Annotated in this window: 19 protein-coding genes; 13 read left to right on the top strand and 6 right to left on the bottom strand. The window is 48.4% G+C overall.

Annotation, left to right across the window (positions count from 1 at the left end):
• Window positions 1-50: 50 nt before the first annotated feature.
• The 3 genes from ACQ76X_RS11720 (at window position 51) to ACQ76X_RS11710 (ending at window position 3,125) form a co-directional block, all read left to right on the top strand.
• A complete protein-coding gene (locus ACQ76X_RS11720) occupies window positions 51-1,283 on the top strand; it encodes an aminopeptidase (protein ID WP_438493954.1) in 1,233 nt (410 codons plus the stop codon).
• 167 nt (window positions 1,284-1,450) lie between these two features.
• Window positions 1,451-1,987, top strand: a complete 537-nt coding sequence (locus ACQ76X_RS11715) for a sigma-70 family RNA polymerase sigma factor (RefSeq protein WP_438493952.1) — start codon at window positions 1,451-1,453, stop codon at window positions 1,985-1,987.
• A complete protein-coding gene (locus tag ACQ76X_RS11710; protein ID WP_438493950.1) occupies window positions 1,977-3,125 on the top strand; it encodes a DUF4179 domain-containing protein in 1,149 nt (382 codons plus the stop codon). The genes ACQ76X_RS11715 and ACQ76X_RS11710 overlap by 11 nt, the downstream gene beginning before the upstream one ends.
• 68 nt (window positions 3,126-3,193) lie before the next feature.
• Here ACQ76X_RS11710 and ACQ76X_RS11705 read toward each other — a convergent pair whose 3' ends face one another.
• The 4 genes from ACQ76X_RS11705 to ACQ76X_RS11690 all read right to left on the bottom strand — a co-directional run bounded on the left by ACQ76X_RS11705 (window position 3,194) and on the right by ACQ76X_RS11690 (window position 5,804).
• The gene (locus ACQ76X_RS11705) at window positions 3,194-3,814 is read right to left on the bottom strand and encodes a histidine phosphatase family protein (RefSeq protein ID WP_438493948.1); all 621 of its coding nucleotides are present in this window, start codon (window positions 3,812-3,814) and stop codon (window positions 3,194-3,196) included.
• A gap of 34 nt (window positions 3,815-3,848) precedes the next feature.
• Window positions 3,849-4,511, bottom strand: coding sequence for a dienelactone hydrolase family protein (locus tag ACQ76X_RS11700; RefSeq protein WP_438493946.1), 663 nt, complete (start codon window positions 4,509-4,511; stop codon window positions 3,849-3,851).
• A gap of 183 nt (window positions 4,512-4,694) precedes the next feature.
• A complete protein-coding gene (locus ACQ76X_RS11695; RefSeq protein WP_438493944.1) occupies window positions 4,695-5,240 on the bottom strand; it encodes a GNAT family N-acetyltransferase in 546 nt (181 codons plus the stop codon).
• 3 nt (window positions 5,241-5,243) lie between these two features.
• Complete coding sequence (locus tag ACQ76X_RS11690) at window positions 5,244-5,804, bottom strand: GNAT family N-acetyltransferase (RefSeq protein WP_438493942.1); 561 nt, start codon at window positions 5,802-5,804, stop codon at window positions 5,244-5,246.
• Window positions 5,805-6,057: 253 nt separating this feature from the next.
• On the opposite strand from ACQ76X_RS11690, the gene ACQ76X_RS11685 reads away from it, so the two are divergent.
• From ACQ76X_RS11685 to ACQ76X_RS11640, 10 genes are all read left to right on the top strand, one after another.
• Entirely contained in the window at window positions 6,058-6,393 is a 336-nt protein-coding gene (locus ACQ76X_RS11685) for an antibiotic biosynthesis monooxygenase (protein WP_438493940.1), read from the top strand.
• A 159-nt stretch (window positions 6,394-6,552) separates the two neighbouring features.
• The gene (locus ACQ76X_RS11680) at window positions 6,553-7,695 is read left to right on the top strand and encodes an amidohydrolase family protein (protein ID WP_438493938.1); all 1,143 of its coding nucleotides are present in this window, start codon (window positions 6,553-6,555) and stop codon (window positions 7,693-7,695) included.
• Between the two features lie 13 nt (window positions 7,696-7,708).
• On the top strand, window positions 7,709-8,725 hold the full coding sequence (locus tag ACQ76X_RS11675) for a LacI family DNA-binding transcriptional regulator (RefSeq protein WP_438494171.1): 1,017 nt from the start codon (window positions 7,709-7,711) through the stop codon (window positions 8,723-8,725).
• A gap of 252 nt (window positions 8,726-8,977) precedes the next feature.
• Window positions 8,978-11,062 carry a serine hydrolase domain-containing protein gene (locus ACQ76X_RS11670; RefSeq protein ID WP_438494169.1) on the top strand — a complete coding sequence of 695 codons (2,085 nt, stop codon included), beginning with the start codon at window positions 8,978-8,980 and terminating at the stop codon, window positions 11,060-11,062.
• Window positions 11,063-11,874: 812 nt separating this feature from the next.
• Complete coding sequence (locus ACQ76X_RS11665; RefSeq protein ID WP_438493936.1) at window positions 11,875-13,119, top strand: extracellular solute-binding protein; 1,245 nt, start codon at window positions 11,875-11,877, stop codon at window positions 13,117-13,119.
• A gap of 119 nt (window positions 13,120-13,238) precedes the next feature.
• Window positions 13,239-14,138: a carbohydrate ABC transporter permease gene (locus tag ACQ76X_RS11660; RefSeq protein WP_038590956.1), complete on the top strand. Its 900-nt coding sequence runs from the start codon at window positions 13,239-13,241 to the stop codon at window positions 14,136-14,138.
• 42 nt (window positions 14,139-14,180) lie between these two features.
• The gene (locus tag ACQ76X_RS11655) at window positions 14,181-15,005 is read left to right on the top strand and encodes a carbohydrate ABC transporter permease (protein WP_038590959.1); all 825 of its coding nucleotides are present in this window, start codon (window positions 14,181-14,183) and stop codon (window positions 15,003-15,005) included.
• Window positions 15,006-15,047: 42 nt separating this feature from the next.
• Window positions 15,048-16,040 carry a LacI family DNA-binding transcriptional regulator gene (locus ACQ76X_RS11650; RefSeq protein ID WP_438493933.1) on the top strand — a complete coding sequence of 331 codons (993 nt, stop codon included), beginning with the start codon at window positions 15,048-15,050 and terminating at the stop codon, window positions 16,038-16,040.
• A 231-nt stretch (window positions 16,041-16,271) separates the two neighbouring features.
• Window positions 16,272-18,440, top strand: a complete 2,169-nt coding sequence (locus ACQ76X_RS11645; protein WP_438493931.1) for a glycoside hydrolase family 3 N-terminal domain-containing protein — start codon at window positions 16,272-16,274, stop codon at window positions 18,438-18,440.
• Window positions 18,441-18,510: 70 nt separating this feature from the next.
• On the top strand, window positions 18,511-21,900 hold the full coding sequence (locus ACQ76X_RS11640) for a GH36-type glycosyl hydrolase domain-containing protein (RefSeq protein ID WP_438493929.1): 3,390 nt from the start codon (window positions 18,511-18,513) through the stop codon (window positions 21,898-21,900).
• Window positions 21,901-21,999: 99 nt separating this feature from the next.
• On the opposite strand, the gene trpS is transcribed toward ACQ76X_RS11640, so the two are convergent.
• Window positions 22,000-22,989 carry a tryptophan--tRNA ligase gene (trpS, locus tag ACQ76X_RS11635; RefSeq protein ID WP_438493927.1) on the bottom strand — a complete coding sequence of 330 codons (990 nt, stop codon included), beginning with the start codon at window positions 22,987-22,989 and terminating at the stop codon, window positions 22,000-22,002.
• Window positions 22,990-23,147: 158 nt separating this feature from the next.
• On the bottom strand, window positions 23,148-23,303 hold the full coding sequence (locus tag ACQ76X_RS11630) for a hypothetical protein (protein WP_438493925.1): 156 nt from the start codon (window positions 23,301-23,303) through the stop codon (window positions 23,148-23,150).
• Between the last annotated feature and the right edge of the window lie 48 nt (window positions 23,304-23,351).

The following is a 23,351-nucleotide window of genomic DNA, read 5'->3' as shown; positions in this document are numbered from 1 at the left end:
GTTTGGATTTGTAGAACTACAGCAATCTTAGATATGGAGGAAAAGAAGTCATGAGGGATTTTGAAGTGATGCTGGAGAAATATGCGGACCTCGTTGTGAAGGTCGGAGTAAATGTACAGCCTGGACAAGTTCTGATGATCCATTCTCCCCTGGAGACAGCCGAGCTTACGCGCTTGATCGTTGGCAAAGCCTATGAGGCCGGTGCTAAATACGTCATGGTTGACTGGGATGATGAGGCGGTTACGCGCATCCGTTACGAAAAGGCTCCCGAAGACTCTTTTGGTTATTACCCGCAATGGCATGCGGATATGCTGGAGGGTTTTGCCGAAGAGGGTGGAGCTATCCTACATATTAAAGTACCCGATCCGGAGCTTTTCCGCGGCATTGATTCCTCGAAGGTGTCAACAGCCGTCAAGGCTGCTGCAGTAGCGCGGAAGAAATATCAGAACTATACCCGGAACAATAAAATCAGCTGGTCCCTCATCAAAGCGCCGACGCGTGCATGGGCGGATAAGGTATTTGCCGATCTTCCAGCAGAAAAACGAGTGGAAGCGATGTGGGAAGCAGTGTTCCAGATGAACCGCGTAGGCAGTGAGGACCCTGTTGCAGCCTGGCGGGAGCATATTGCCCAGCTGAAGCAAAGCCAGGACCGGATGAATGCCAAGCGCTACAAAAGCCTGCATTACCGCGCCCCCGGCACGGACCTGCATGTGGAACTGCCTGAAGGCCATTTGTGGCGCGGCGGCGGCGGGGAGAACGGCAGCGGTGTATACTTCGTAGCGAACATGCCTACGGAAGAAATCTATACGATGCCGCATCGCACAGGCGTCAACGGCACAGTGGCCAGTACCCTTCCGTTGAATTTGAACGGGCGTCTAGTGGATGGCATCACCGTTACTTTTACAAACGGCAAGGTTACCGCATACGATGCCGAGTCCGGGCGTGAGCATCTGACTTCACTTCTGGAAACGGATGAAGGTGCTTCCTACCTGGGCGAGGTGGCCCTGGTGCAGCACGACTCGCCAATCTCCCGTATGAGCCGGGTATTCTATAATACCGGCATTGATGAGAATGCTTCTTGCCATTTTGCGCTGGGCAGTGCCTACCCTGTCAATATTGAAGGCGGCGTTGGGCTAAGCAGCGAAGAATTGCTGGCGAAAGGCGCCAATGTAAGTTTGACGCATGTTGATTTCATGGTCGGCTCAGCTGAGCTTGATATCGACGGCGAACTGGCGGATGGTACCATTGAACCCGTGTTCCGCAAAGGAAACTGGGTGTTGTAACATACAATTATCTTAAAGTCGTAGTCCCGCTGAAAAGCGGGGGTACGGCTTTTTTTTGTCAATTTTCACTTTGCGGACTGAAGAAAAGGATAAATTACAATTTAAGAAAACTGTTTGCGTGCTCTCCCCGTCTTAACTATGTAAGGTAAGGGGGAGTAGGAGGAAAGATGACAATGTCCAGGGTAGAGATGAAGAGGGTTAGCAGTACAGTGTCGCGGGAAGAATCTGTGTTCTATGACACTGTGATGGAGCATAGCGAGCAGCTGTATCGTATAGCTTACAGTTATTTGGGCAACCGGAACGATGCGCTGGAAGCGGTACAGGAAATGACCTGCCGGGCCTGGATCAAGCGGAAAACGCTGAAAGATCCCAAGGCATTTAAATCTTGGATCATCCGGATTCTGATATATGTCTGCATAGATGAGCAGAGAAGACGCAAGCGCAGTGTTCCGACAGCGGACGAACAAATGCAGGAGCCCGTTGCAATCCATAATACCAGCAGGATGGAAATGCTCTGGGCGCTTGAACAGGTGAAACCCAAGTGCCGTCATGTGCTGCTGCTTAAATACTACAATGACATGACGTTGACCGAGATCGCGGAATTGTTGAACAAGCCGGAAGGGACAATCAAAACCTGGCAGCATAAAGGGCTTAAGCAGCTTAGGATGATTATCAGGAATCGGGGTGACTGGAATGATCAGTAACAAGGAAGAAGAGGAATTGCTGTCAAACGCGGTTCAGATGCACCAGCAGGTAGAAGTGGAATTGGAGCTGCAGAGCAGCGCGATAAGATTTGCGGTTCAAAAGGGGCTTGAGAGGGGTAAGCGAAAAAGCAAGATGGCTTTATTCTCCAAAAGCACATTCATAGGATTTGCCGCAGCTGCTGCGGTCGCCATTCTGCTGTTTGTCCTTCCTTATATCCAGTCAGAGCCGCAAACGGCCCGGCCGTTGCAAAGAATCGACTGGACAGGGCTGGAGGATTTCAAAGATCTTTCTTCATTTGACGTCGACGACGAAACCGTCTATTCCGCACTTAGAAACGGATATATTCAAAAGATCAACAAATCGGTCAGCAGCGAAGGTTTTACGGTGACCTTGAACGCCGTTACTGCGGACGAGAATAAGCTTATTATGCTATATACGGCTACCGCAGATAACGCTCAGGAGATTCACAGTATAAATAGTGCAAAGCTTGAAGACAAGGCAACGAACAGTTATTTGAAAGATACGATGCGGGTGGCCAGCCATTTTAGGGGACCGGGTGTGAAGAGTTACAGTAAATTCATTGGGCGGAGCACGTTCGACCTCGACCGGAGCAAGCCATTCCCTGAACAGCTGGAAGCGGATTTTAAAATTGCTTTGGTAGACCCTGGCATGATGGAGGACCCCAATTCGGAAATTGCTTATGAAGATGTACAATATTCTCCCAGTCTTAAAATCAGTTTTACTTTAGCTTCCAAGTTTAAGGAGCATCCAACCCAAACCGTATATCCGGACAAGACTTTTACACTGGAAGGGCATGAGATAACGCTGACCCAGGTTGAATTCTCCCCCTTAATGACCCGGGTGAATTTGGCGTTGCAGGAGAACGAGCGTGATCAATGGCAGATAAGAGACAAATTGTTTGTGACGATCAGGGGAATAGAAATTGCCTCTGAGACGAAAAAAGGTGTAGATCAGCTTCTCTCGTACTCCGGGGGCGGGACGGATGAGGGTTTTAGTTATCTGCTCAGCAGCAATCTTTTGGATAAACCAAGGTCTATGGAGCTGTTAATTAAGACTGGATCAGAGGAAGAGGGCCTATCGGAGATCAAGCTTAAGATTCCTGTAGTTAATCAATAACCTTTGCCTTGTACACATTGGCACTAGAAAGAAACAGGGTCAGCATTGTCATGCTAACCCTGTTTCTTTTATCCCTGTAGATGAGAGGTATCATTGAATACTTGTAGGGAGTGCTGCTGATAGCTGTTTTGTCCCAGCCGTGAGATACTGCCCACAGAACCGGGGAAATAGGCTTGATTTAACATAACGGGTTCAAATCCCAGCCACCAGGCGACGATATAGCCCAGTGTACCCCCATGAGTCACAATAATGAGGTGCTTCTGTTCCTCAGTACAGATTCTCGCCATAACATTGCATACCCGGTTATAAACTTCTCTCCAGGTCTCGCCTTCAGGAAACTCCCGATGATCTATATCAAAGTGATCGCTGATACGCGGGTTTCGATGTTCTCTGGCCCATTCTTTAGTCTGACCGGTAGCCACACCGCTGTTGATCTCCCGTAGACCGTTGTCTTCTTGTAACGAAAGTCCAAGGTGGCTGCCGATAATCTCTGCCGTTTGCTTCGCTCTGAGCAAGTCGGACGAGTAGAGTACGTATTCGTTGGGGGTAAGTACTTCAGTCAATCTGATACCAACCCGTGCTGCCTGCTGTCTTCCTAAGACGGTTAACGGAGTGTCTGTCCACCCACCGGACATATGATTTACATGATGCTCAGATTGGGTGTGTTGAATAAGGATAATTTCTTTCAAATCAAACCCTCATTTCCTATAGATTAAGATGGAGTCAGTCAAGTTTGTGGGCTAAAAACCAGGCATACAGCTCCGGGTTGTTGTAGGTTTCGGACCAGGCATCATGATCACCTTCAGGATAAAGGGTTAATTTGGCTATTCCGCCAGCTGCAATTAGGGCTTGCACAGTTTCCGCAGCATCTGTCGCAGGAACAACATCATCGTGTGCTCCATGAAATGCCCAGACAGGTACATCACGCAGCAGATGCACCTGCTCTTGCGAACCCGATCCGCATACAGGGGCGATAGCTGCAAACCGCGCAGGATTTTCCATCGCAAGATCCCAGACGGCATAACCTCCCATACTTAGGCCTGTAAGATAAATACGGCTTAAATCTACCGGCTGTGTACGGGTGATCTCATCAAGAATAGCCATGACTTCTTTAAATATGTCAGGCCAGATAAAATGGTCAGGACATTGCGGGGATATGACAATGAAAGGGAAATCATCTCGTTGCTCAATGAGCTGGGGAATTCCTCTGATCTTAAGCAGCTCCAGATCGTCACCTCGTTGATCACGTCCATGCAAAAAAAGAATAACGGGTAGCGGTTCTCCATTTTGCTTTAGTAAATGAGGGAGATACAAAAGATAAGGCAGCTTTAAGTGCTGATTGGAACCTGGTACCTCTTGTTCGAATAAAAAAGACTTTTGTGGCATGCTTTCACTCCTTATATGCTGTTATCTATAATCTAAAGCAAAAAGGAGGAAGGGGGAAACTCTGGTATAGGGATCAGGAATTGGATAAACATCCTTCACATGAAGCAGCACAGGGGCGGATGAATCTTTTCTTATCGAAGCACAATATTTCTTGACATTATGAGGTTTCGGGATTATGATATTCTACCCCTTAAGCCCCCTAACCCAGTCTTTTTCAAGCATCGAATAGACCAGCTCATCACACCAGGTTTGATTGCAATATCTTGTCTCCCGGAGTACGCCATCTTTGATCATGCCTACACGGATCATCAGGTTCTCAGAGCGGATGTTATCGGCATTGGCATACGCAACAATTCGATGGGCTTGGAGATATTCAAAGGCATAGCCGGTCATCAGCCTGACCGCTTCCGCAGCATAACCCTGCCGCCAAAAATCCGGATGCAGCGCCCAGCCGATTTCCCATTCCCTGATTTCTGACCAGTTCAGCTTAAGGCTGACGCCACCTAAGGGTATGTTATCTGCAGCTCTGCAAATGATCAAATTGAAATGCTCACGGGGTTTGCACTGTGCATGTGATAAGGCTGCTTCAAAATCCTTTTGAATTTGTGCGGCATCCGGTCTGTGGTTCTCGAATCGGGTGGTCAGCTCATGGCCCTCCAATTCCCCGAAAAAAGTGCGGTCGCTGTCGGTAAAATCCCTTAGCTGTATTCGCTCGCCAATAATTTCCATTCTCTATAGCTCCTGTCTGTCTCCATTATTAAATCTAAATACCATCTTAGGGCCGTCTACGGTCGTTTCAAGCTTCTCCTCATACTTGCCATTTGCATAGCCCGATACGGTCTTTCTCCAGAACTTTTGTCCGGTGATGTTCTTTTCCAAGGGATTGGTGTACAGCTCCCAGTTGCCTTTGAATGACTCGAATACTTGCACCGCTGCCTGCTGGGCGTAACCTTGCCCTCTGAATGGCTGAAGGATAAAGAATTCATTTACGAAGTAGTTTACACCTTTGGCGCAATAAGGCGGGGTAGCGATGAATGCAAAGCCGGCAGGCACAGCACCTAGTTTGATTAAAAAAGGATACAGGCATCCCGGTTTCTCCCACCAAACATTCTGCACCTCGTATTGATCGGTCAAAGTTCTGATTTCCTGGCTGTCTTCAAAGATGCCGTGCCTGTTAAGGATGGGGCCGCCCGTTAGTCCATAGTGACCGGATAAATCATGCAAGTATAAAGGATAGAGATTTTTGATTATATAAGCTTCGTTTGTATCCGCAAGTTTGATCTGAACATTCATAACAGGCCAACTTTCTCCAGTAAAGGATGGATGTAATTTATATCGAGTATATATTTGCCTGAAACCTCGTACAAGAGAGAGTTCAGTTAAAAAAGAAGTATGCACCTATTCAATAGAGAAAGACTGTTTTTCTATCCGACTGGAAATGATAACGATTATCAATTAGAATAAAACAGAGAGTTGAAACAAGAGAATATGCCAAGCAAAAGCAGCAGAGCTAGAGGCGCTTATGGCATCATAGGAGGAATCATTGATGTTTATTCAGACCAGATCCATCGTCATTGAGAAGGGGAACAGCGATAAAGTGATTGAAAAGTTCAGTGCACTGGGGGCGCTGGAGGAAATGGAAGGGCTCATTGATATCAGCGTTACGCTGAACAAGAAGAGCAAGGATAACGAGGAAGTCTTGCTCCTGATCCGCTGGGAATCAGAGGAAGCGTGGAAGAATTGGGAGAAAAGTGATGCGCATATCCAGGGCCACCGCAACAGCAGGGGCCAAGAGAAGCCGGCTTTTATCATCAGCACAACGGTAAATATGTATGAAGTACAGAAGATAAAAGAAGGCAAGGCCTGCGGAAAACAAGTGTAGGATACAGACGGCCACGGTGGTTTACAAAAGAACCGCCGACGGCTGGTTTGACAGCTATATCGGAAACGTTCCCGAAATAACAATTTACATATTATAGATATACGATTATAATTATCGTAAATATCGGGAACGTTTCCGAAAATAAGGAGGTATCTGATCATGATGCGCAGAAATGTGGTGTGGCTGCTCGGCACTATTATTGTACTCGGAGCACTGGCTGGTTTGTATCTGCGGAATGAGCAAGCCAAAGATATAGCAGACCCTGTGTTGGAACAGACAATACAGTCCTCTATGCCCAATACAGCGGAACCTGCCGCTGCAGAAGCCAGCATTGCTCACGATCAGGCAGACAATCCGCTGACAGATTTAGTTGCCAAGTATAAGGACCTGGGTCTTATCGACGCCCATAATCATGATGCCAGTCTAATGAAGTATATGATTATGCTAAAGACTTGGAAGGTTCATGGGGTGCAGCAAGTAGTCCTGTTTGGTGATGTGTCTGAGCCGAGTGCCGTTATTTCCGATAAGTTTGCATGGATGGCTTATCAGGAGCACCCGGAGACTATTATTCCGTATTTCTGCGGATTTGACCTGCATCGCGTAGAGAGCCTGACGGTAGTGAGAAATAATCTGGAGCAGGGATATATGGGCATTGGCGAAATTGTTGCTGCCTCCACGATGTCACCGGTTGTATCCCGGGTGGCCTGGAAGGCCAATCATCCTCTCGATGGCTATCTTCCGCAAATCTATGATTTGGCCGCAGAATACAAGGTGCCGGTGCTGCTGCACATTGATCCGCCTAGCGGTATGCCGGTTGAGAAGCTGGAGCAGGCACTGGAAGAGCATCCGGACACGATGATGATTTTTGCGCATATGAATGCCTACAATACACCGGAAGAGATTGAGCGACTGCTTTCCGTACACCCCAATTTATATGCTGACTTTTTTGCCGGATTCTCTGTTTATAATCCAACTGGGGGAGGTGCGCCTGAACAATTCATTCCTGTCATGAAAAAGTTCCCCGACCGCTTTATGCTGAGCACAGACTCCGGGTATGGAATAGCGGGTGAAGAACAGGCGATAGCAGCGATGTACCAAATGCTTGAGCTGATGGAGGATCCTGTCCTTGCGCGGAAAATCGCTCATGACAATCTGGCCGCGCTCATAGAGCATCAACCCGCAACCAACACTCAGCGCGAAGCTCTGCGCAAGCTTGAGCAGGAAACCGGAAAGGACTATCATGTGGAAACGCTCTTGAAGGTGGAGGCGGGTAAAATTTTGGCGGAAGCCGCAAAAGGATGAGATCAGCTTGGAAGTGACGATACAGCATATTGCGGAAAAGCTAGGCTTATCGGTCAGTACCGTATCCAGAGCGTTGAACGGCAGTTACGGTGTACATCCGAGAACCATAGCCCGCGTGCAAGAAGCGGCCCAGTCCCTTGGATACGTCCCCAATTTGGGTGCCAAGCAACTGGTCACCCGTAAAAGCAACCTGGTTGGTGTATTCATGCCGGAGATGGAAAAGGAGTCGATTCGTGAGTTCGACGATATTTTTGCCACCTTAAGAAAGGCCTTACGGCTCTACCAGAAGGAGATTCTAATTTTCTCAGTGCCCTTTACGGAGTATATGCCCAACAGCTTAACCGAATGGGTGCGGATGAGAAATCTGGAAGGCTGTGTATTCATGCCACCCTTTGCCAAGAATCACCCGCTCATCAAGGAAGCGGTAAAGCTGCAGGTTCCCTCTGTAAATCTTGGCTCAGCTGTAGGGCCACGCTGCTCGCTGGTTGCCTCTGACGACCGGGAAGGCGGGAAAATGGCAGCCGCCTATTTGATTGGGCAAGGACATCGAAGAATCGGCTATATTACTGGCCCCCCGGATGTAAGCATATGCGAGGAACGCTACAAGGGCTTCAGCGAGATATTTTTATCCGAAACAGGGACTCTCCATGATTCCGCCCAACTGGAATATGGAGATTTTGGCGGGGAGAGCGGAGCGGTGGCAGTCCTGAAACTGCTGGCAAGGGCACCTGAGCTGACGGCGATTTGCTGCGCAAATGACTTAATGGCAATGGGTGCGGTCATGGAGCTTGCCCGCAAAGGCATCTCCGTGCCTCAGGATATCTCGGTAATGGGCTATGATGGAGCATTTTTTACCGCATATAATAACCCGCCACTGACTACAGTGCGGCATCAGTACGAACGCATGGGGACACTCGCTGCTGAAATGCTGCTTGAAGTGATGAACGGCGGAGCTGGAAGAACATTGAAATTAGTCCCGGAATTGATCTGCCGGGAATCGGTTAATGCTAACCAAATTTCAACGAATTAATGAATGAAATAGAAGGGCAGTTAGGTCATTTCAAGTCTGCTGCAATTGTTCAGAGAAAATAATGTATTAGACTGGCAAGCGTTTCATAAGCTAACGGACAATTTTGCATAAATACTAATTTTGTACATCTCTACCAAAACTTCGGAACGGAGAGTTTAAATGATGAAAAGTCGATGGATAACTGTAGCTGTGCTATTTTTGTGTCTGCTTTTGCTGTTAACCGCCTGCAGCGACAACACACCAGTAGCTGAGATGCAGAACACAGCAGGGGCACTAAATACATCTGAGGTGATTGAGTCAAGTGCTGCTCCGATAACTGTGTCAACGGCGGAAGTGGACTCGCCTTCTAACGAAGCTGGACTCACCTACGACTTAACCATGAAAGCTGCCAAGGAGAAAGCCGAACTCCTCACGAAAACTTACGATACTAACAGCGTGCAATACACCCTTATCGATCATGGCAACATCGTCGTATCCGGCCAATCCGGCAAGAATGATGAGCAGGGACAGAGGCCGCTCACGAAAGACACGATGTATGGGATCGGTTCGACGAGTAAAATGTTTACCACGGTTGCCGTCATGCAGTTGGTCGATCAAGGGAAAATCGATCTGGATACGCCGATCGTCCAGTATATCCCAGAGTTTACGATGAAGGATGAACGCTACAAACAGATTACTCCGCGCATGCTGCTCAATCATTCTTCCGGGCTGAAGGGATCCTCGTTTACGAACGCCGGTTTATTCGAAGATAACGACACCTATGCCCACGACACACTGCTGAAGCAACTGGCCGGTCAGACCTTAAAGGCGGCGCCGGGCGCTTTTTCGGTTTATTGCAATGACGGATTTACGCTGGCCCAGATTCTGATCGAGCGGGTCAGCGGCATGGACTTTACCCCTTATATCCATCGATATATTACGGAACCTCTGAGTATGGCCAATACGAAGACGCCGCTCGATTCTCCGGACGAAGCGAAGATGGCGGGACTCTATTATCCTACATATGCAGGACAACTTCCGGGCGAGACGATCAACGTGATCGGAGCTGGAGGTATCTATTCCACGGCGGAAGATTTGGCTCGATTCTCGCAAGTTTTCACGGGGGAAGCGGAAGAAGTCTTGTCCGGTAAATCGGCTGCGGCCATGGCGCAAGACGAGTACAAGATGCCATTGTGGCCTGACGATGCGGACAACTCATTCGAATACGGTCTCGGCTGGGACAGCGTCAATCTGTATCCCTTCAGCGAATACGGGATGAAGGCGCTGACCAAAGGCGGGGATACGTCTTTCTATCACGCGTCGCTCGTTGTGCTTCCCGAACAGGACATGGCGGTAGCTGTTATCACTTCCAGCGGGAACAGCACGTACGATCAGCTTCTGGCGAACGAAATTCTGCTTCAGGCGCTAAAGGAGAAAGGGACAATTGCCGAATTCAAACCTGAGAAGTCTTACGGCATGCCGGTAAAGGCTGATATGCCGGAGTCCGTGCTGCAGTATTCGGGAATCTATGGCGCAACCGGTACAACGATGAACATCAAAATATCCGAAGACGGCGTAATGTCCATCACTTCGGAGCTGTCGCCTGATAATCCGGTCCAAACCTTCGAATATTCGGCGGACGGCATGTTCCATAGTTCGGATGGAAATTCGCTGATCAGCTTCGTGACGGAGGAGAACGGCCGTATCTACTTATGGCTTCGTCAATACACTTTAGTGCCGGGTCTTGGGCAGATTGCTATGTCTGTATATAATGCCGAGAAGCTCCAGCCCCAAGATATTCCGGCTGAGACCAAGGAAGCATGGATGCAGCGCGACGGGAAGAAGTATTATCTGCTGACTGAGAAGTATACGTCGATTTCTTATTTGAAAAAGGTAATCACCAACTTGAATTTGTCGAAACAATTGCCGGGATACGTGTTGGATAAGCGAATAACCGGCCCGAACACGGCCGTCTCCGAATTGCAAATTCCGGGAATGAGCGGGCGGGATCTCTCAGGTCTTACTTTCTTTACACAAGACGGCGTTGAGTACCTGAATATGGGTGGAATCATCTTAGTGAGCGAGGATGCCGTGAAGCCCCTTAACTTCGCTAAGAAGTCAATCGTTACGATTCCGCCCAGCGGGTACGCCAGGTGGTATACGATAAGCGACAAAGATGGGGGCAAGATCGTTAAGGTGAGCATGTCCCAGAACGCTTCCTTCGCTGTTTATGATGCCAAGGGAACATGCATCTATTTCAGTGTCATCGGAGGCAAGGATCCGGTCGTACTGCCCTTGGGAGGATCCATAGTTTTCGCCGGTGATGCCGGCACGAAGTTCGAGATTTCCGCTCAGTAACTTCGCAATAAGCATTTCATAACTGGCCAAGATATAGTCCTGCGTATAAGAAAGAAGATTCCTCAAGAAAAGTTGATGAAATTCAGCTAAAAACCTACATAAAAAGTGCCTTGGTTCATCCCAATAGGTGAACATTCAACTCCCATGGATATTAATTCTTAGCTGTTGCAAGGAAGACCGAAATACGGCGTACTTTCATCATCTGTGGTGCTGCGCTTGCGCTGCATGTGTGGCTAACGGGAAACGTTAGTTTAATAACAGCGGCAGTCTAAAACTTATTTTTCAAAAGCTGAGTAATCTTCAATTCAAAAACCCCGTTAAATCAACGACTCCAGTCTAATACTTTATTTTCACCGAACAGCAATACAATTAGGACGCGCTGAGTTTTGTACAGCGCGTCCTTTTTTGTAAACATTTATACAGCGGATTCCATTATTTACTTTTTATAAACTAAGGATAATCCATATATTAACACTGCGCCCTTGAGTTGCCTGCGAAAAGTTGTTTTTTTTAGTAAGCCACTTGAAATCGCTAACACATGGATTTATAATAGGGCTATCGAAACGATTCGAATCAACCATCGAATGAATTAGCAATATGTTCACGGAAATGCTCATTCAACTCGAAAAATGTCTAAAAATTCGTTTCATCCTACATTTTTTGGTTAATATTACCTGGAAACACCTCGGGGAATAAGAAAAAGAATGATAATATACGAATTTTTTTTTGATAATAATCGAAACGTTTCGATGTAAGGGCTTTTATCATAGTTTTTTAAGTTTTACACATACTAAAACAGGGGTGAAAAAGAAATGAAGAAAAAAACTGGAGTTACGATGATGGCAATGTTGATGAGTTTCTCATTAGTTGCGGCGGGTTGCGGCAACAATTCCAACAATGCAGCATCGGGAGACAACAAGACGCTTAAAGTATGGTTCATGGGTACATCTGATACCGTAGAACCTATTGCTAAAATGTATGAAGAAAAAAATCCTGGCATTAAAGTGGATGTGCAAGCAATCCCATGGGATACCGCACATGATAAGCTGCTGACCGCAGTCGCTTCCAAAAACGGCCCGGACGTTATTCAGATGGGTACCACATGGATTCCTGAATTCGCCGCTGCCGGAGCGTTGAAAGATATGACTCCATACATCGAAAAGTATCCAAGCATGAAACCGGAGAACTTCTTTGACGGAGCCGTTGAAACGACCAAATATCAAGACCAGACGGTCGGTATCCCATTCTATGTTGAGACACGGGCGCTGTTCTACCGCACCGATATGCTTGGTGATGTTGGATACCCTGAAGGTCCAAAAACTTGGGACGAGCTGAAGGATGCTAGCAAGAAGCTGGTGAAAAAAGGCGGAGCCGGACATTATGCCTTGCCGATTGAAGGTAAAGACTCCATCTACCCTGTGATTTTTGCTTGGCAGAATGGCAGCGAAATTATTGATAGCAACCGTAAGCCGCAGTTCAATCAACCGGCCTATGTGGAGACTGTTAATTTTCTGAAAAGCTTCTATGATGAAGGATTGTCGCCTAAAGGCACTGACCTTGATACTGTAGCAGCATTCAAAGACGGAACAATGGCTATGTTCATCAGCGGTCCTTGGATGATCCAGACTGTAAAAGAGAAAAATCCTGAAATTGACGGAAAATGGGCTGTAACGACATTGCCTGCTAAAGTAACCAACACCTCTTCCATTGGCGGTGCCGATCTGTCCATCTTCAGCCACAGCAAAAATCCTGATGAAGCCGCAAAATTCATTGCTTTCATGGCTGAACAGGATGCACAGCTGAAATATTTCGAAACTTCTAACTCCATGCCGGCACTCAAAGCAGCTTGGGAAAACAAAGCGCTTCAGGATCCAATGATTGCAGCGTTCGGTAAACAGCTTGAAAATTCCCGTCCTGCTCCAACGGTCAGAGAATATGAAGAAATCGCTAAGGCTGCAATGGCTGCTTTCGAGCAGATTACCATGGGCGGAGCGGATACACAAACCGAGCTGGACAAGCTGAACGACAAAGCGAATGAATTGCTGGGCAACAAATAATTATTGATGTATTGTGTCAGGCTGACTGCCGGGATCTCTTTTTTACGGAGGTTCCGGCATTATGCCTGTATATCCTTCCACACGGAAGAAAGTGAAAGAATGCGAAGGGGTGTGATGTTGTGAGTTCATTTGTCAAGCAGTGGAACAAGCATAAGTATCCATATTTGTTTATCGCGCCTGCGGTAATCCTGCTGACCCTTTTTTCGATTATCCCGATAATTATCGCACTGGTCATCAGTTTTACGGATATGGATTTGGTGGGGCTTGCGGATTATTCGAATATTAGTGCAATTGGTTTTGATAACTATTTTAATATTTTCAAAGATCCTATTTTCTTAAAGTCGATGTACAACACACTTATTTATGTTGTGGTCGGGGTTCCCTGCGTGGTTATTGCTTCCATGGGGGTTGCATTGCTGCTGAATTACGGAACAGGCTGGCTGTTTAAAAGCTTCCGGGTGATTTATTATATGCCTTCCATTACCAACATTGTGGCCGTAGCCGTAGTATGGGGTTATTTGTACAACGGGACGTACGGTTTGTTTAACTATGTTCTGTCCTGGTTTGACCTGCCTGCGCAGCAATGGCTTCAAGATCCTGTGCTGGCGAAATTTTCACTTATCCTGCTGGCGTTCTGGAAATCAATTGGTCTCAATATGATCATCTTCCTGGCGGCCCTTCAGGGAATTCCACGTTCGTATTATGAAGCTGCGGAAATCGACGGTGCAACCGGCTGGAAGAAGCTGCGCTATATCACCGTTCCTTTGCTTGGATTCGCTACTTTCTTTGTGACCATTACGACCCTGATCGGCTGGATTCAGTTCTTCGAAGAGCCGCTCGTGATGACAAAAGGTGGACCGCTGAATGCAACGATGTCAATGGCGCTCTTTATTTACAATAACGGGTTCCAGCTGAGCAAATTCGGTTATGCGGCTTCGGGTTCATTCATACTGTTCATCATCATTATTATTGCGACACTTATCCAATTCGCGGTCAAAAAGAAAGAAGTGGAATACTAAGCTTCAGCGTGATGCTGCAGGCTTAAGAAGGAGGGAACTAGCATGGCACTGAAGATGAAGAAGATGGAAAAAGGAATTATGATTACCCTGCTCGTTGTCGGAGGACTTCTGATGATGGTGCCGTTTATTTGGATGATCGGTTCATCCTTTAAACCAGAGAATGAATTTACGGTGATTCCACCGTCGCTTTTCCCGGCACACCCAACGTTTAACAACTACCGGGATTTATTCGTGAAGATGGATTTTTTAATTTATTTGAAAAATACGCTGATTATCGTGTTATGTTCTTTTGCAGGACTGTTTTTGAATGCGATGGCCGGCTATGCTTTTGCGAAATTTGATTTTCCGGGCAAAAATAAGTTCTTCTTTATTATCCTGGGTACGATGATGATTCCATCACAAGTAACCATGATCCCGACGTATCTGATTATTAATCAAATGCATCTCGTAAATACGATGGCGGGTATCGTTCTGCCCGGCTTGGTAGGGGCGTTTGCGATATTCTTGTTCCGTCAGTTTATGACTACCATTCCGATGGATCTGCTGGAAGCGGCAAGGCTGGATGGAGCGGGCGAACTGCGGATCTTTTTCCAGCTGATGGTGCCGATCGTGAAGCCGGTGTTTGCGGTGCAAGGGATTTTGACGTTTATCGGGGCCTGGAACAGCTTCCTGTGGCCGCTGATTATCGCCAATGACGAGAAACTGTATACACTCTCAGTAGGTTTGTCCTTGCTGAAAGGCCAATATGGTACAGCGTTTGGACTGCAGATGGCCGGTGCGGCATTTATGGTCATTCCAATTATTATCATATTTATCTTCTTCCAGAAGCATATCATAGAAGGATATACGATCTCTGGCATAAAATAGTATAGAGAGAAATAATGCAGGGCTCAGGAAGGGTTGAAATGGATGGCAACAATCAAGGATGTGGCCAAGCTGGCGGGGGTAGCGCTGTCCACGGCTTCGTATGCGATGAGCGGGGACAGCAAGGTTAGCGCAAAAACGAGAGAAAAAGTTCTGGCAGCAGCAAGACAGCTGAATTATCAAAAAAACGGCTTTGCCATGGATTTGAAGCGGAGCCGGACCAATACGATTGCACTCATATTAACGGATTTGTCCGGTCCTTATTATTCGGAGCTCATCCGCAGCATTCAGGATGTTGCGCTATCCAACTCCTATGACCTGATTGCCTGCAGTTCGATGGGTGGAAAAGATTCCACGGCTGTGCGTTATTTACTCGAAAAAAGAGTAGATGGCGCTATTGTGCTGGCTCATAATATTACAGTAGATCTTCTTCACGCTGCTGCGGGTGCGCGTTTTCCAATCGTCGTGATGGATCGTCTGATTTCCGGTGAAGGCCTTATTAATGTAGTGGTAGACAGCGAACACGGTGGGTATAGTGCGACCCGTCATTTGATTGAAAAAGGGCATCATTCCATTGCTTATATTAGCGGACCTGCGAACTCTTATGACAATGCACTGCGTTATCAGGGGTATTTGCGTGCCATGCGTGAGGCGGGACTAAATGAAAAAACGAAGTGGAAGCTGAGCGGCAACTTTGTCCGTGAGGGCGGTTATAAAGCAACGAAGATGATGCTGGTGCAGGGTGAGCTGCCTTCGGCGGTGTTTTATGCCAATGACGAAATGGCAGTCGGGGGAATGAAGGCATTGGAGGAAGCCGGAGTTTCCGTGCCGGATGATCTTTCGGTCATTGGATTTGACGATATCCAGTTAGCCGAATACCTTCAGCCAAGGCTGACCACCATCCGTCAACCGATGTACGAATCCGGTTCGCTGGCCGGACATCTGCTGTTCCAAAGGTTGAACGGAGATGAGGTCAACGATTTCTACAAGCTCAAGATCGAACTGATTGAACGGAACTCGGTTAAAATCAACAGTTAATCGGAGCTGGATGCGATAATCCCGCCGAACGCTTTGTTCTTGGACTAGCGCGGCGGCAAGCTTCCGGTTATTTATCAGGCAAGAGAAGATTCTGGCACTCTTACTGCTCCGTATTGCTGTCGAAATTAATAGAAACGTTTATGAAATATAGATAACACATACTAGAAAAGACCATATAAATAAAGAGATAATAGAATAGAAACGTTTCGTTTCGGTGGAGGGAACACAACCATGACTGAACATCTCTATCACAAATATGTTAAGCACATGACACTTGAAGAAAAGATCGCCCAGCTGCTGCAGCTCGCAGCCCCCTTTTATGATGAGCCGGGCGATCATTCGGAAATCACCGGACCTATGGAGGAGCTCGGTATCGGCAGCGAGACCAAACTTGCGGCTGGTTCCGTACTTGGAATAGCCGGTGCAGAGAAAATGATGGCTGTGCAGAAAGAACATCTGAAGAATAACAGACTTGGCATTCCATTGCTGTTTATGGCGGACATTGTACATGGATTCAAGACGATATTTCCGATTCCGCTGGCGATCGGCTGCTCCTGGAACCCGGAACTCGCTGAACAGAGCGCAGAAATCGCCGCGCGTGAAGCCGCAGTATCAGGACTTCATGTAACTTTTGCGCCGATGGTGGATTTGGTCCGAGATGCCCGCTGGGGCCGTGTGATGGAATCAACTGGTGAAGATCCCTATTTGAACTCTGTATTTGCCAAGGCATTTGTACAGGGATTCCAAGGGGATGACCTGAGAAATGATGTTTCCCGTGTTGCAGCCTGCGTGAAGCATTTTGCAGCTTATGGACTGGCTGAAGGCGGACGTGATTACAATTCAGTCGACTTGTCGGAACGCCAGCTGCGCGAATACTACTTGCCGGCCTATAAAGCAGCGGTAGACGCAGGAGTCGAGATGGTGATGACTTCCTTTAATATTGTGGACGGGATTCCGGCAACCGGAAACAGCAAGCTGCTGCGCAGCCTTTTGCGTGAAGAATGGGGTTTTGAGGGAATCGTCATTTCAGACTGGGCGGCTATTAAGGAAATCATTGCCCATGGTGCTGCCGAAGACGAAAAAGAAGCCGCCTTTAAGGCAATCTGGAGTGGCGTCGACATCGATATGATGACCACAAGCTATGTGAATCATCTGCCGGAACTGGTAGCAGAAGGCCTTGTGGATGAAGCGCTGATTGATGAAGCTGTGCTGCGGATACTGAAGCTGAAGGAAAAGCTGGGCTTGTTCGAGAATCCAATGCGTGGTGCGGATCCGGTTCTTGAACGCGAGATTGTGTTCTCCGCCGAGCATCGCCAGGTTTCCCGCAAGCTCGCCGAGAAATCCAGCGTACTGCTTAAGAACGAAGGTGTACTGCCGCTGGCGCCTGAGCAACGGGTTGCATTGATCGGTCCGTTTGCGAATAGCGGAGATATTCTGGGCTGGTGGTCGTGGACGGGTTCTAAAGAGACGGCGGTCAAGCTTGATGAATCCATGCGTATACTCAGCGAAAATCCGGGCAATGTGATTATTGCAGAGGGAAGCGGCATCGACACGATCAGTGAGTCTCAGCGTAATGAGGCCTTGAAAGCAGCTGCAGATGCCGATGTAATCGTGCTTGCGGTCGGTGAATCTTCAGAGATGAGCGGTGAAGGCGGCAGCCGCAGCAATATCAAATTGCCGCAGGCGCAGCTGGAACTGATTGAGCTGATGAAAGGGCTGGGCAAACCTTTAGCTGTTGTCCTGTTTAACGGCCGCCCGCTCGATCTGCATGGTGTGTATGATCTTGCCGATGCTGTACTTGAAGCGTGGTTCCCGGGAAGTGAAGGCGGTGCTGCGCTGGCAGATCTGTTATACGGAAAGGTTAATCCATCCGGAAAGCTTAGTATGTCCGTTCCTTATTCCGTTGGCCAGATTCCGGTTTATTATAACTCCTTCAGCACCGGCCGTCCCAAACCGGAAGAAGAGACAGGCAACCGTTATATTTCCCAGTACCTTGATATTCCTAACGAACCGCTGCTGCCATTTGGCTTCGGTCTAAGTTATACGGATTTCTCCTATGAGGGACTTACACTTTCAGCGGAGACAATGAAGGGTGATCAGCCGATTGAGGCGAAGGTGACTGTCACAAATACCGGGAAGATGGCTGGAACAGAAACGGTTCAACTTTATATCCGTGATGTATCCGCAGAGGTAGTCCGCCCGGTTAAAGAGCTGAAAGGCTTCAAGCAGGTCGAACTGGCTCCGGGAGAAAGCAGCGAGGTCGTCTTCCAGATTGACGAAAGTATGCTCCGCTATCATCACAGTGACTTGTCCGTAAGCAGTGATCGCGGCCAATTCAGCCTGTTCATCGGCGCTAGCAGCAAGGATGTTCAGGCAGCGTCTTTCCGTTTGCTTAAATAATGCGAAATGTTAAACACAAATACCGACGAATAGCGGCAATCTGCCGCAGCAGATAAGGAAGTGAGTAGAAATGACAACTATAACAGGAACTGGCTCCAAGCTGTCGCTTCACGAGGATGGATTAACTTTTACTTTCCTGGAAAGCGGCGACCTGTACCAGGCTGTCGGCGGGACGATGATGATTAATCAGCTGCTGTCTAATAGCGTAGATGGTGCGCCCGGGAATCTTTATGCGCGTTTGCACCTGCAAGATGGCATTCAGGTCTTTCCGCTACTTGGTGTGAAATCGAGCAGCCGTTTCCGTCAGGATGGCAAACGCCTGGTGTGGCAAGGTGAAATTACTGCGGGTCCGGATGTCCCAGGGCTATTGACGGATATCCGTTATCAGGTGGTATTTACTTTGTCCAGCCGTGGGGTGTGGTTCTGGGATGTGAAAGTTGAAGGCAGCAATGTGCTGCTGGACGTCATCTACAGTCAAGACGTGGGGATTGCTTCTCCCGCAGCTGTCACCAGTAATGAAGCCTATTTATCGCAATATATTGATCATGCGGTATTTGAGGATGAGAAGTATGGATATGTGGTCTGCTCCCGGCAAAATCAGCCGCAAGGCGGCAAGTTCCCGTACCTGCAGCAAGGTGCTCTCACTGGAGCTACCGGGTATTCCACTGATGGATTCCAGTTCTTCGGATTATCCTACAAGGAAACCGACAAACCGGAAGCATTGTACCAGGAACAGCTGGCCAATGAGATTTATCAATATGAATTTGCCTATACGGCGCTGAAATCCGAGAAAGTTCAACTGGATGGAGCCGCAAGTTTTACTTTTTACGGACTGTTCCGTGAAGACCATCCCGCAGCCATTACAGAGCTGGAATTTAATTCGGCACTGCGTCAAGCGTGGGATGAGGCTGAAGCCCTGGGAGATGTTCAGGAAACAGGTCATTGGCTGAATCAGACCTCCTTATCTTCACGTTTTGGAACTCCGCTGCAAACTGTAGACATGCTTGAAGAAGAGCTGAACTCATTGTTCCCGCAGAGATTTGAGGAAGAACGTGATGGCGGCCAGCTGCTGGCCTTCTTTACCGGCACCTATGAGCATATTGTGCTCAAGCGTAAGGAATTGCTGGTCGAACGTCCGCATGGGCATATTCTGATGAGCGGGGACAATGCTCATCTGGGTGCTGAGGTCATGACCACAACCTCGTATATGTATGGGGTTTTCAATTCCCAGGTGGTAGTCGGTAATACGAATTTCAATAAAATGATGTCCAACCCCCGTAACGCGCTGAATGTGTACAAGACTTCAGGACAGCGTATTTATGTGGAAATGGATGGACAATACCGTATGCTTACGATGCCGTCGCTATTTGAAATCGGCTTTAACTACGTGCGCTGGTACTATAAAACTCTTTCCGACACGCTTGTAATTACCAACTATACAACAGTTGATTCACCGGAAGTAAAGCTGCATGTGCGATCTGTAAGCGGCCAAGCCTACCGTTTCCTCGTCAGCAACCAGATTACGATGAATGTGGCCGAGTATGAGGTGCCTTACCAAATGGCTCAGGATCCGAACGGAGTGATCAGCTTCCGCGGCGAGAAGTCCGGAACGAGTGCTGAGGTATATCCGGAGCTCACTTACAAGATGTCCATGGATGGGGCTTCTTACCGTCTGGGAGATGAAAGTCTGCTGGCAGACGGACCGGTTCAGGGCAGTGCTTCGCTAGCGGTGCTTGAACTGGAGGAGAGCGCAGAGTGGACGCTGACATTACAGGGCTTGTTGGATGGCAAGGAACGTCCGCTCTCCAGTAAACCCGTCACAGAAGAAATCACCTGTTACCGTGAGTTTTTCTCCGGTGTCATGAACGGTTTCAAACTGACACAGGAAAGCGGAGTCGAAGGCGGACTGTTCAAAGTGAATGCGTTGGCCTGGTGGTACACTCACAATATGCTGGTTCATTACTCGGTGCCTCATGGTCTTGAGCAGTATGGGGGCGCAGCATGGGGGACGCGTGATGTGTGCCAGGGACCGGTGGAATATTTCCTCGCCACACACAAATATGAGCAGGTGCGCGAGATTCTGCTGACCGTGTTTGCCCATCAGTATGAAGATGACGGCAGCTGGCCACAGTGGTTCATGTTCGACAAATACACATCCATTCAGCAGGAAGAAAGCCACGGCGATATTATTGTCTGGCCGCTTAAAGTGCTGGGGGATTACTTGCGGGCAACCCTTGATTTTGCTGTACTGGATGAACAGATTCCATATACACGCAAGCACAGCTTTGACTTTACGGAAACTACAGCTTCGCTGCGGGAACATGCCAACAAAGAACTGGATTACATTAAATCTCACTTCCTGCATGATACGTTCCTGTCTTCTTACGGCGACGGGGATTGGGATGATACGCTCCAGCCGGCGAACGCACAGCTGAAGCAGTATATGGTCAGCAGCTGGACAGTTGCGCTTACCTATCAGACAGTGCTCGGTTTATCCGGAGTGCTGCAGAGCAATGATGAAGCTTGGTCAAATGAGCTGAAGCAGCTGGCGGAAGGGATCAAAAGTGATTTCAACCGTTACATGCTGGGAACAGAAGTGATTCCAGGCTTCCTGTATTTCGAAGATCCGCAGGATGCCAAGCCTATGCTTCATCCAGAAGATCAGGAGACAGGTATTCAATACCGGCTGCTGCCGATGACCCGCAGCATGATCGGCGAGCTGCTCACACCAGAGCAAATGGAGTCGCATTACAAGCTGATCATGGAGCAATTCCTCTGCCCGGATGGTGTGCGGCTGATGAACCATCCGGCTCAATATGCCGGCGGAGTCAGCACGCATTTTAAACGGGCGGAGCAGGCGGCTAATTTCGGACGCGAAATCGGACTTCAATATGTGCATGCGCATATCCGGTTCGTAGAAGCTATGGCAAAGATCGGCAAGCGGGATCAGGTATGGAACGGACTGGCGGTCATTAATCCGATTGGGATCCGCGATGCCGTGCCGAATGCTGAACTGCGTCAGAGCAATGCCTACTTCAGCAGCTCGGACGGGAAATTTGCTAACCGTTACGAAGCGCAGGAGCGGTTCAATGAGCTGCGGAATGGTTCGGTAGCCGTTAAAGGCGGCTGGAGAATTTATTCCAGCGGTCCCGGAATCTACATGAATCAGCTGATCTCCAACGTGCTCGGCATCCGTGAGGACGGCGGTGACCTCATCATTGATCCTGTACTGCCGGATGAACTGGATGGAACCCGCTTTGACTTCGAATATGGCGGTTCTCCGGTATCGTTCATCTACCACTGTGCAGAAGGCAATCTCCGCTCTGTAACCGTGGGCGGCAAGGAGGTTCAGGCCGAACGGCTTGCCAATCCTTATCGTCTTGGAGGATTGCGGATCAAACAGGCAGACTTTGAAAATCTGCGCACAGCAGAAGGTACTGTAGTCGATATTTATATGTAACAACAAGAAGAGGCCGCTGCTGAAGCGGCCTCTTTGCTATTCACAATTATTCAGCTGTAAGTCATCTATTCCAGATCCTTCGTTGATAGCATCTCGAGTTCATTTAAAGTAATCAAGTTTCATCGCCTCGCGGACTTCGTTCATCGTTTCCTGGGCCAGAGACCGGGTATGGCGGGTGCCGGCCATTAATATATCATCGACAAGCTTTGGTCTGGCCGCATAATAGGCCCGGCGTTCCCGCATCGGTGCCAGAAGCATTTCCAGCGTGGAGGTGATCCGTTCTTTGCAGGCCGAACATCCGATGGTCCCGCGTTCGCAGCCTTCGCGGATTTCAGCGGCGTCTTGCGGAAGAAAGGCCCGGTGATAAGCATAAATTGGACAGATATCCGGATGCCCGGGATCATTTTTATGAACGCGGGCAGGATCTGTCACTGCTCTTTTTATTTTGTGGGCAAGGTCTTCCGTTGAAGCATCGAGCGTTATGGCGTTGCCGAGGCTTTTGCTCATTTTCGCGTTGCCATCTGTGCCAATCAGCCGGGGTGTTTCACTGATCAACGCCTGAGGTTCCACAAATATAGGCTTATACAGCTCGTTAAACCGGCGCACAATTTTACGGGTCAGCTCCAGATGCGGCAGCTGATCCTCACCAACGGGAATGATGGTGGCTTTGCAAAAGGCAATATCGGCCGCTTGGCTTACCGGATAACCGAGGAAACCATAATACATTTCATCCAGACTGCTGTTTTTCGATTCTGCTTTTACTGTTGGATTGTGCCGCAGGTTATTCACCGTAACAAACATAGAGAAGAAGATCGTCAGCTCGGCGATTTCCGGAATCATGGACTGTACATAAAGGGTTGTCTTGCCGGGGTCAATGCCTACAGACAAATAATCGAGCATAATCTCGCGGATATGGCTGCGGATCAATTCGGGTCTATCGAAATGGGTTGTCAGTGCCTGAACATCCGCCAGAAACACATAGGATTCATATTGATCTTGCAAAATAACCCGGTTCTGCAGGCTGCCGGCGTAATGGCCAAGGTGAAGTTTGCCGGTAACCCGATCTCCTGTGAGTACACGTTCTTTCATCGTTAAAAAACCTCCTGGTATAATGTTGTTGTGTAGAAATTATAAATCGCCACCACCAGCCATCCTCCATGGCCATCACCCCCTTATCAATGCAAAAAAACTCCGTCCCATAAGGACGAAGTTGTCGTTGTACCACCTTAAATGACCGTCTCGCAGCATCAATTGCAAGCGTTCCAGTCTTCGTTATACGGTGCGGAGATCGCTGAATACATGATCTCGAGACCGCTCCCTTGATAACGGCGGGATGCCCGGCATTTCCCTACAACATCGTAGCCGACGGTTCGGGAAAGCAACTCCAAAGTCCATTCGATCATATGCCGGACACCGGTTCGCAGCTACCACCGGCTCTCTGCAAGTCCTCT

It is taken from the genome of Paenibacillus sp. IHBB 3054 (assembly GCF_051594305.1).
GTDB lineage: Bacteria > Bacillota > Bacilli > Paenibacillales > Paenibacillaceae > Paenibacillus_AQ.
Note: the sequence above shows the minus strand (reverse complement) of the source record. Positions and strands in the feature narration are given on the sequence as shown.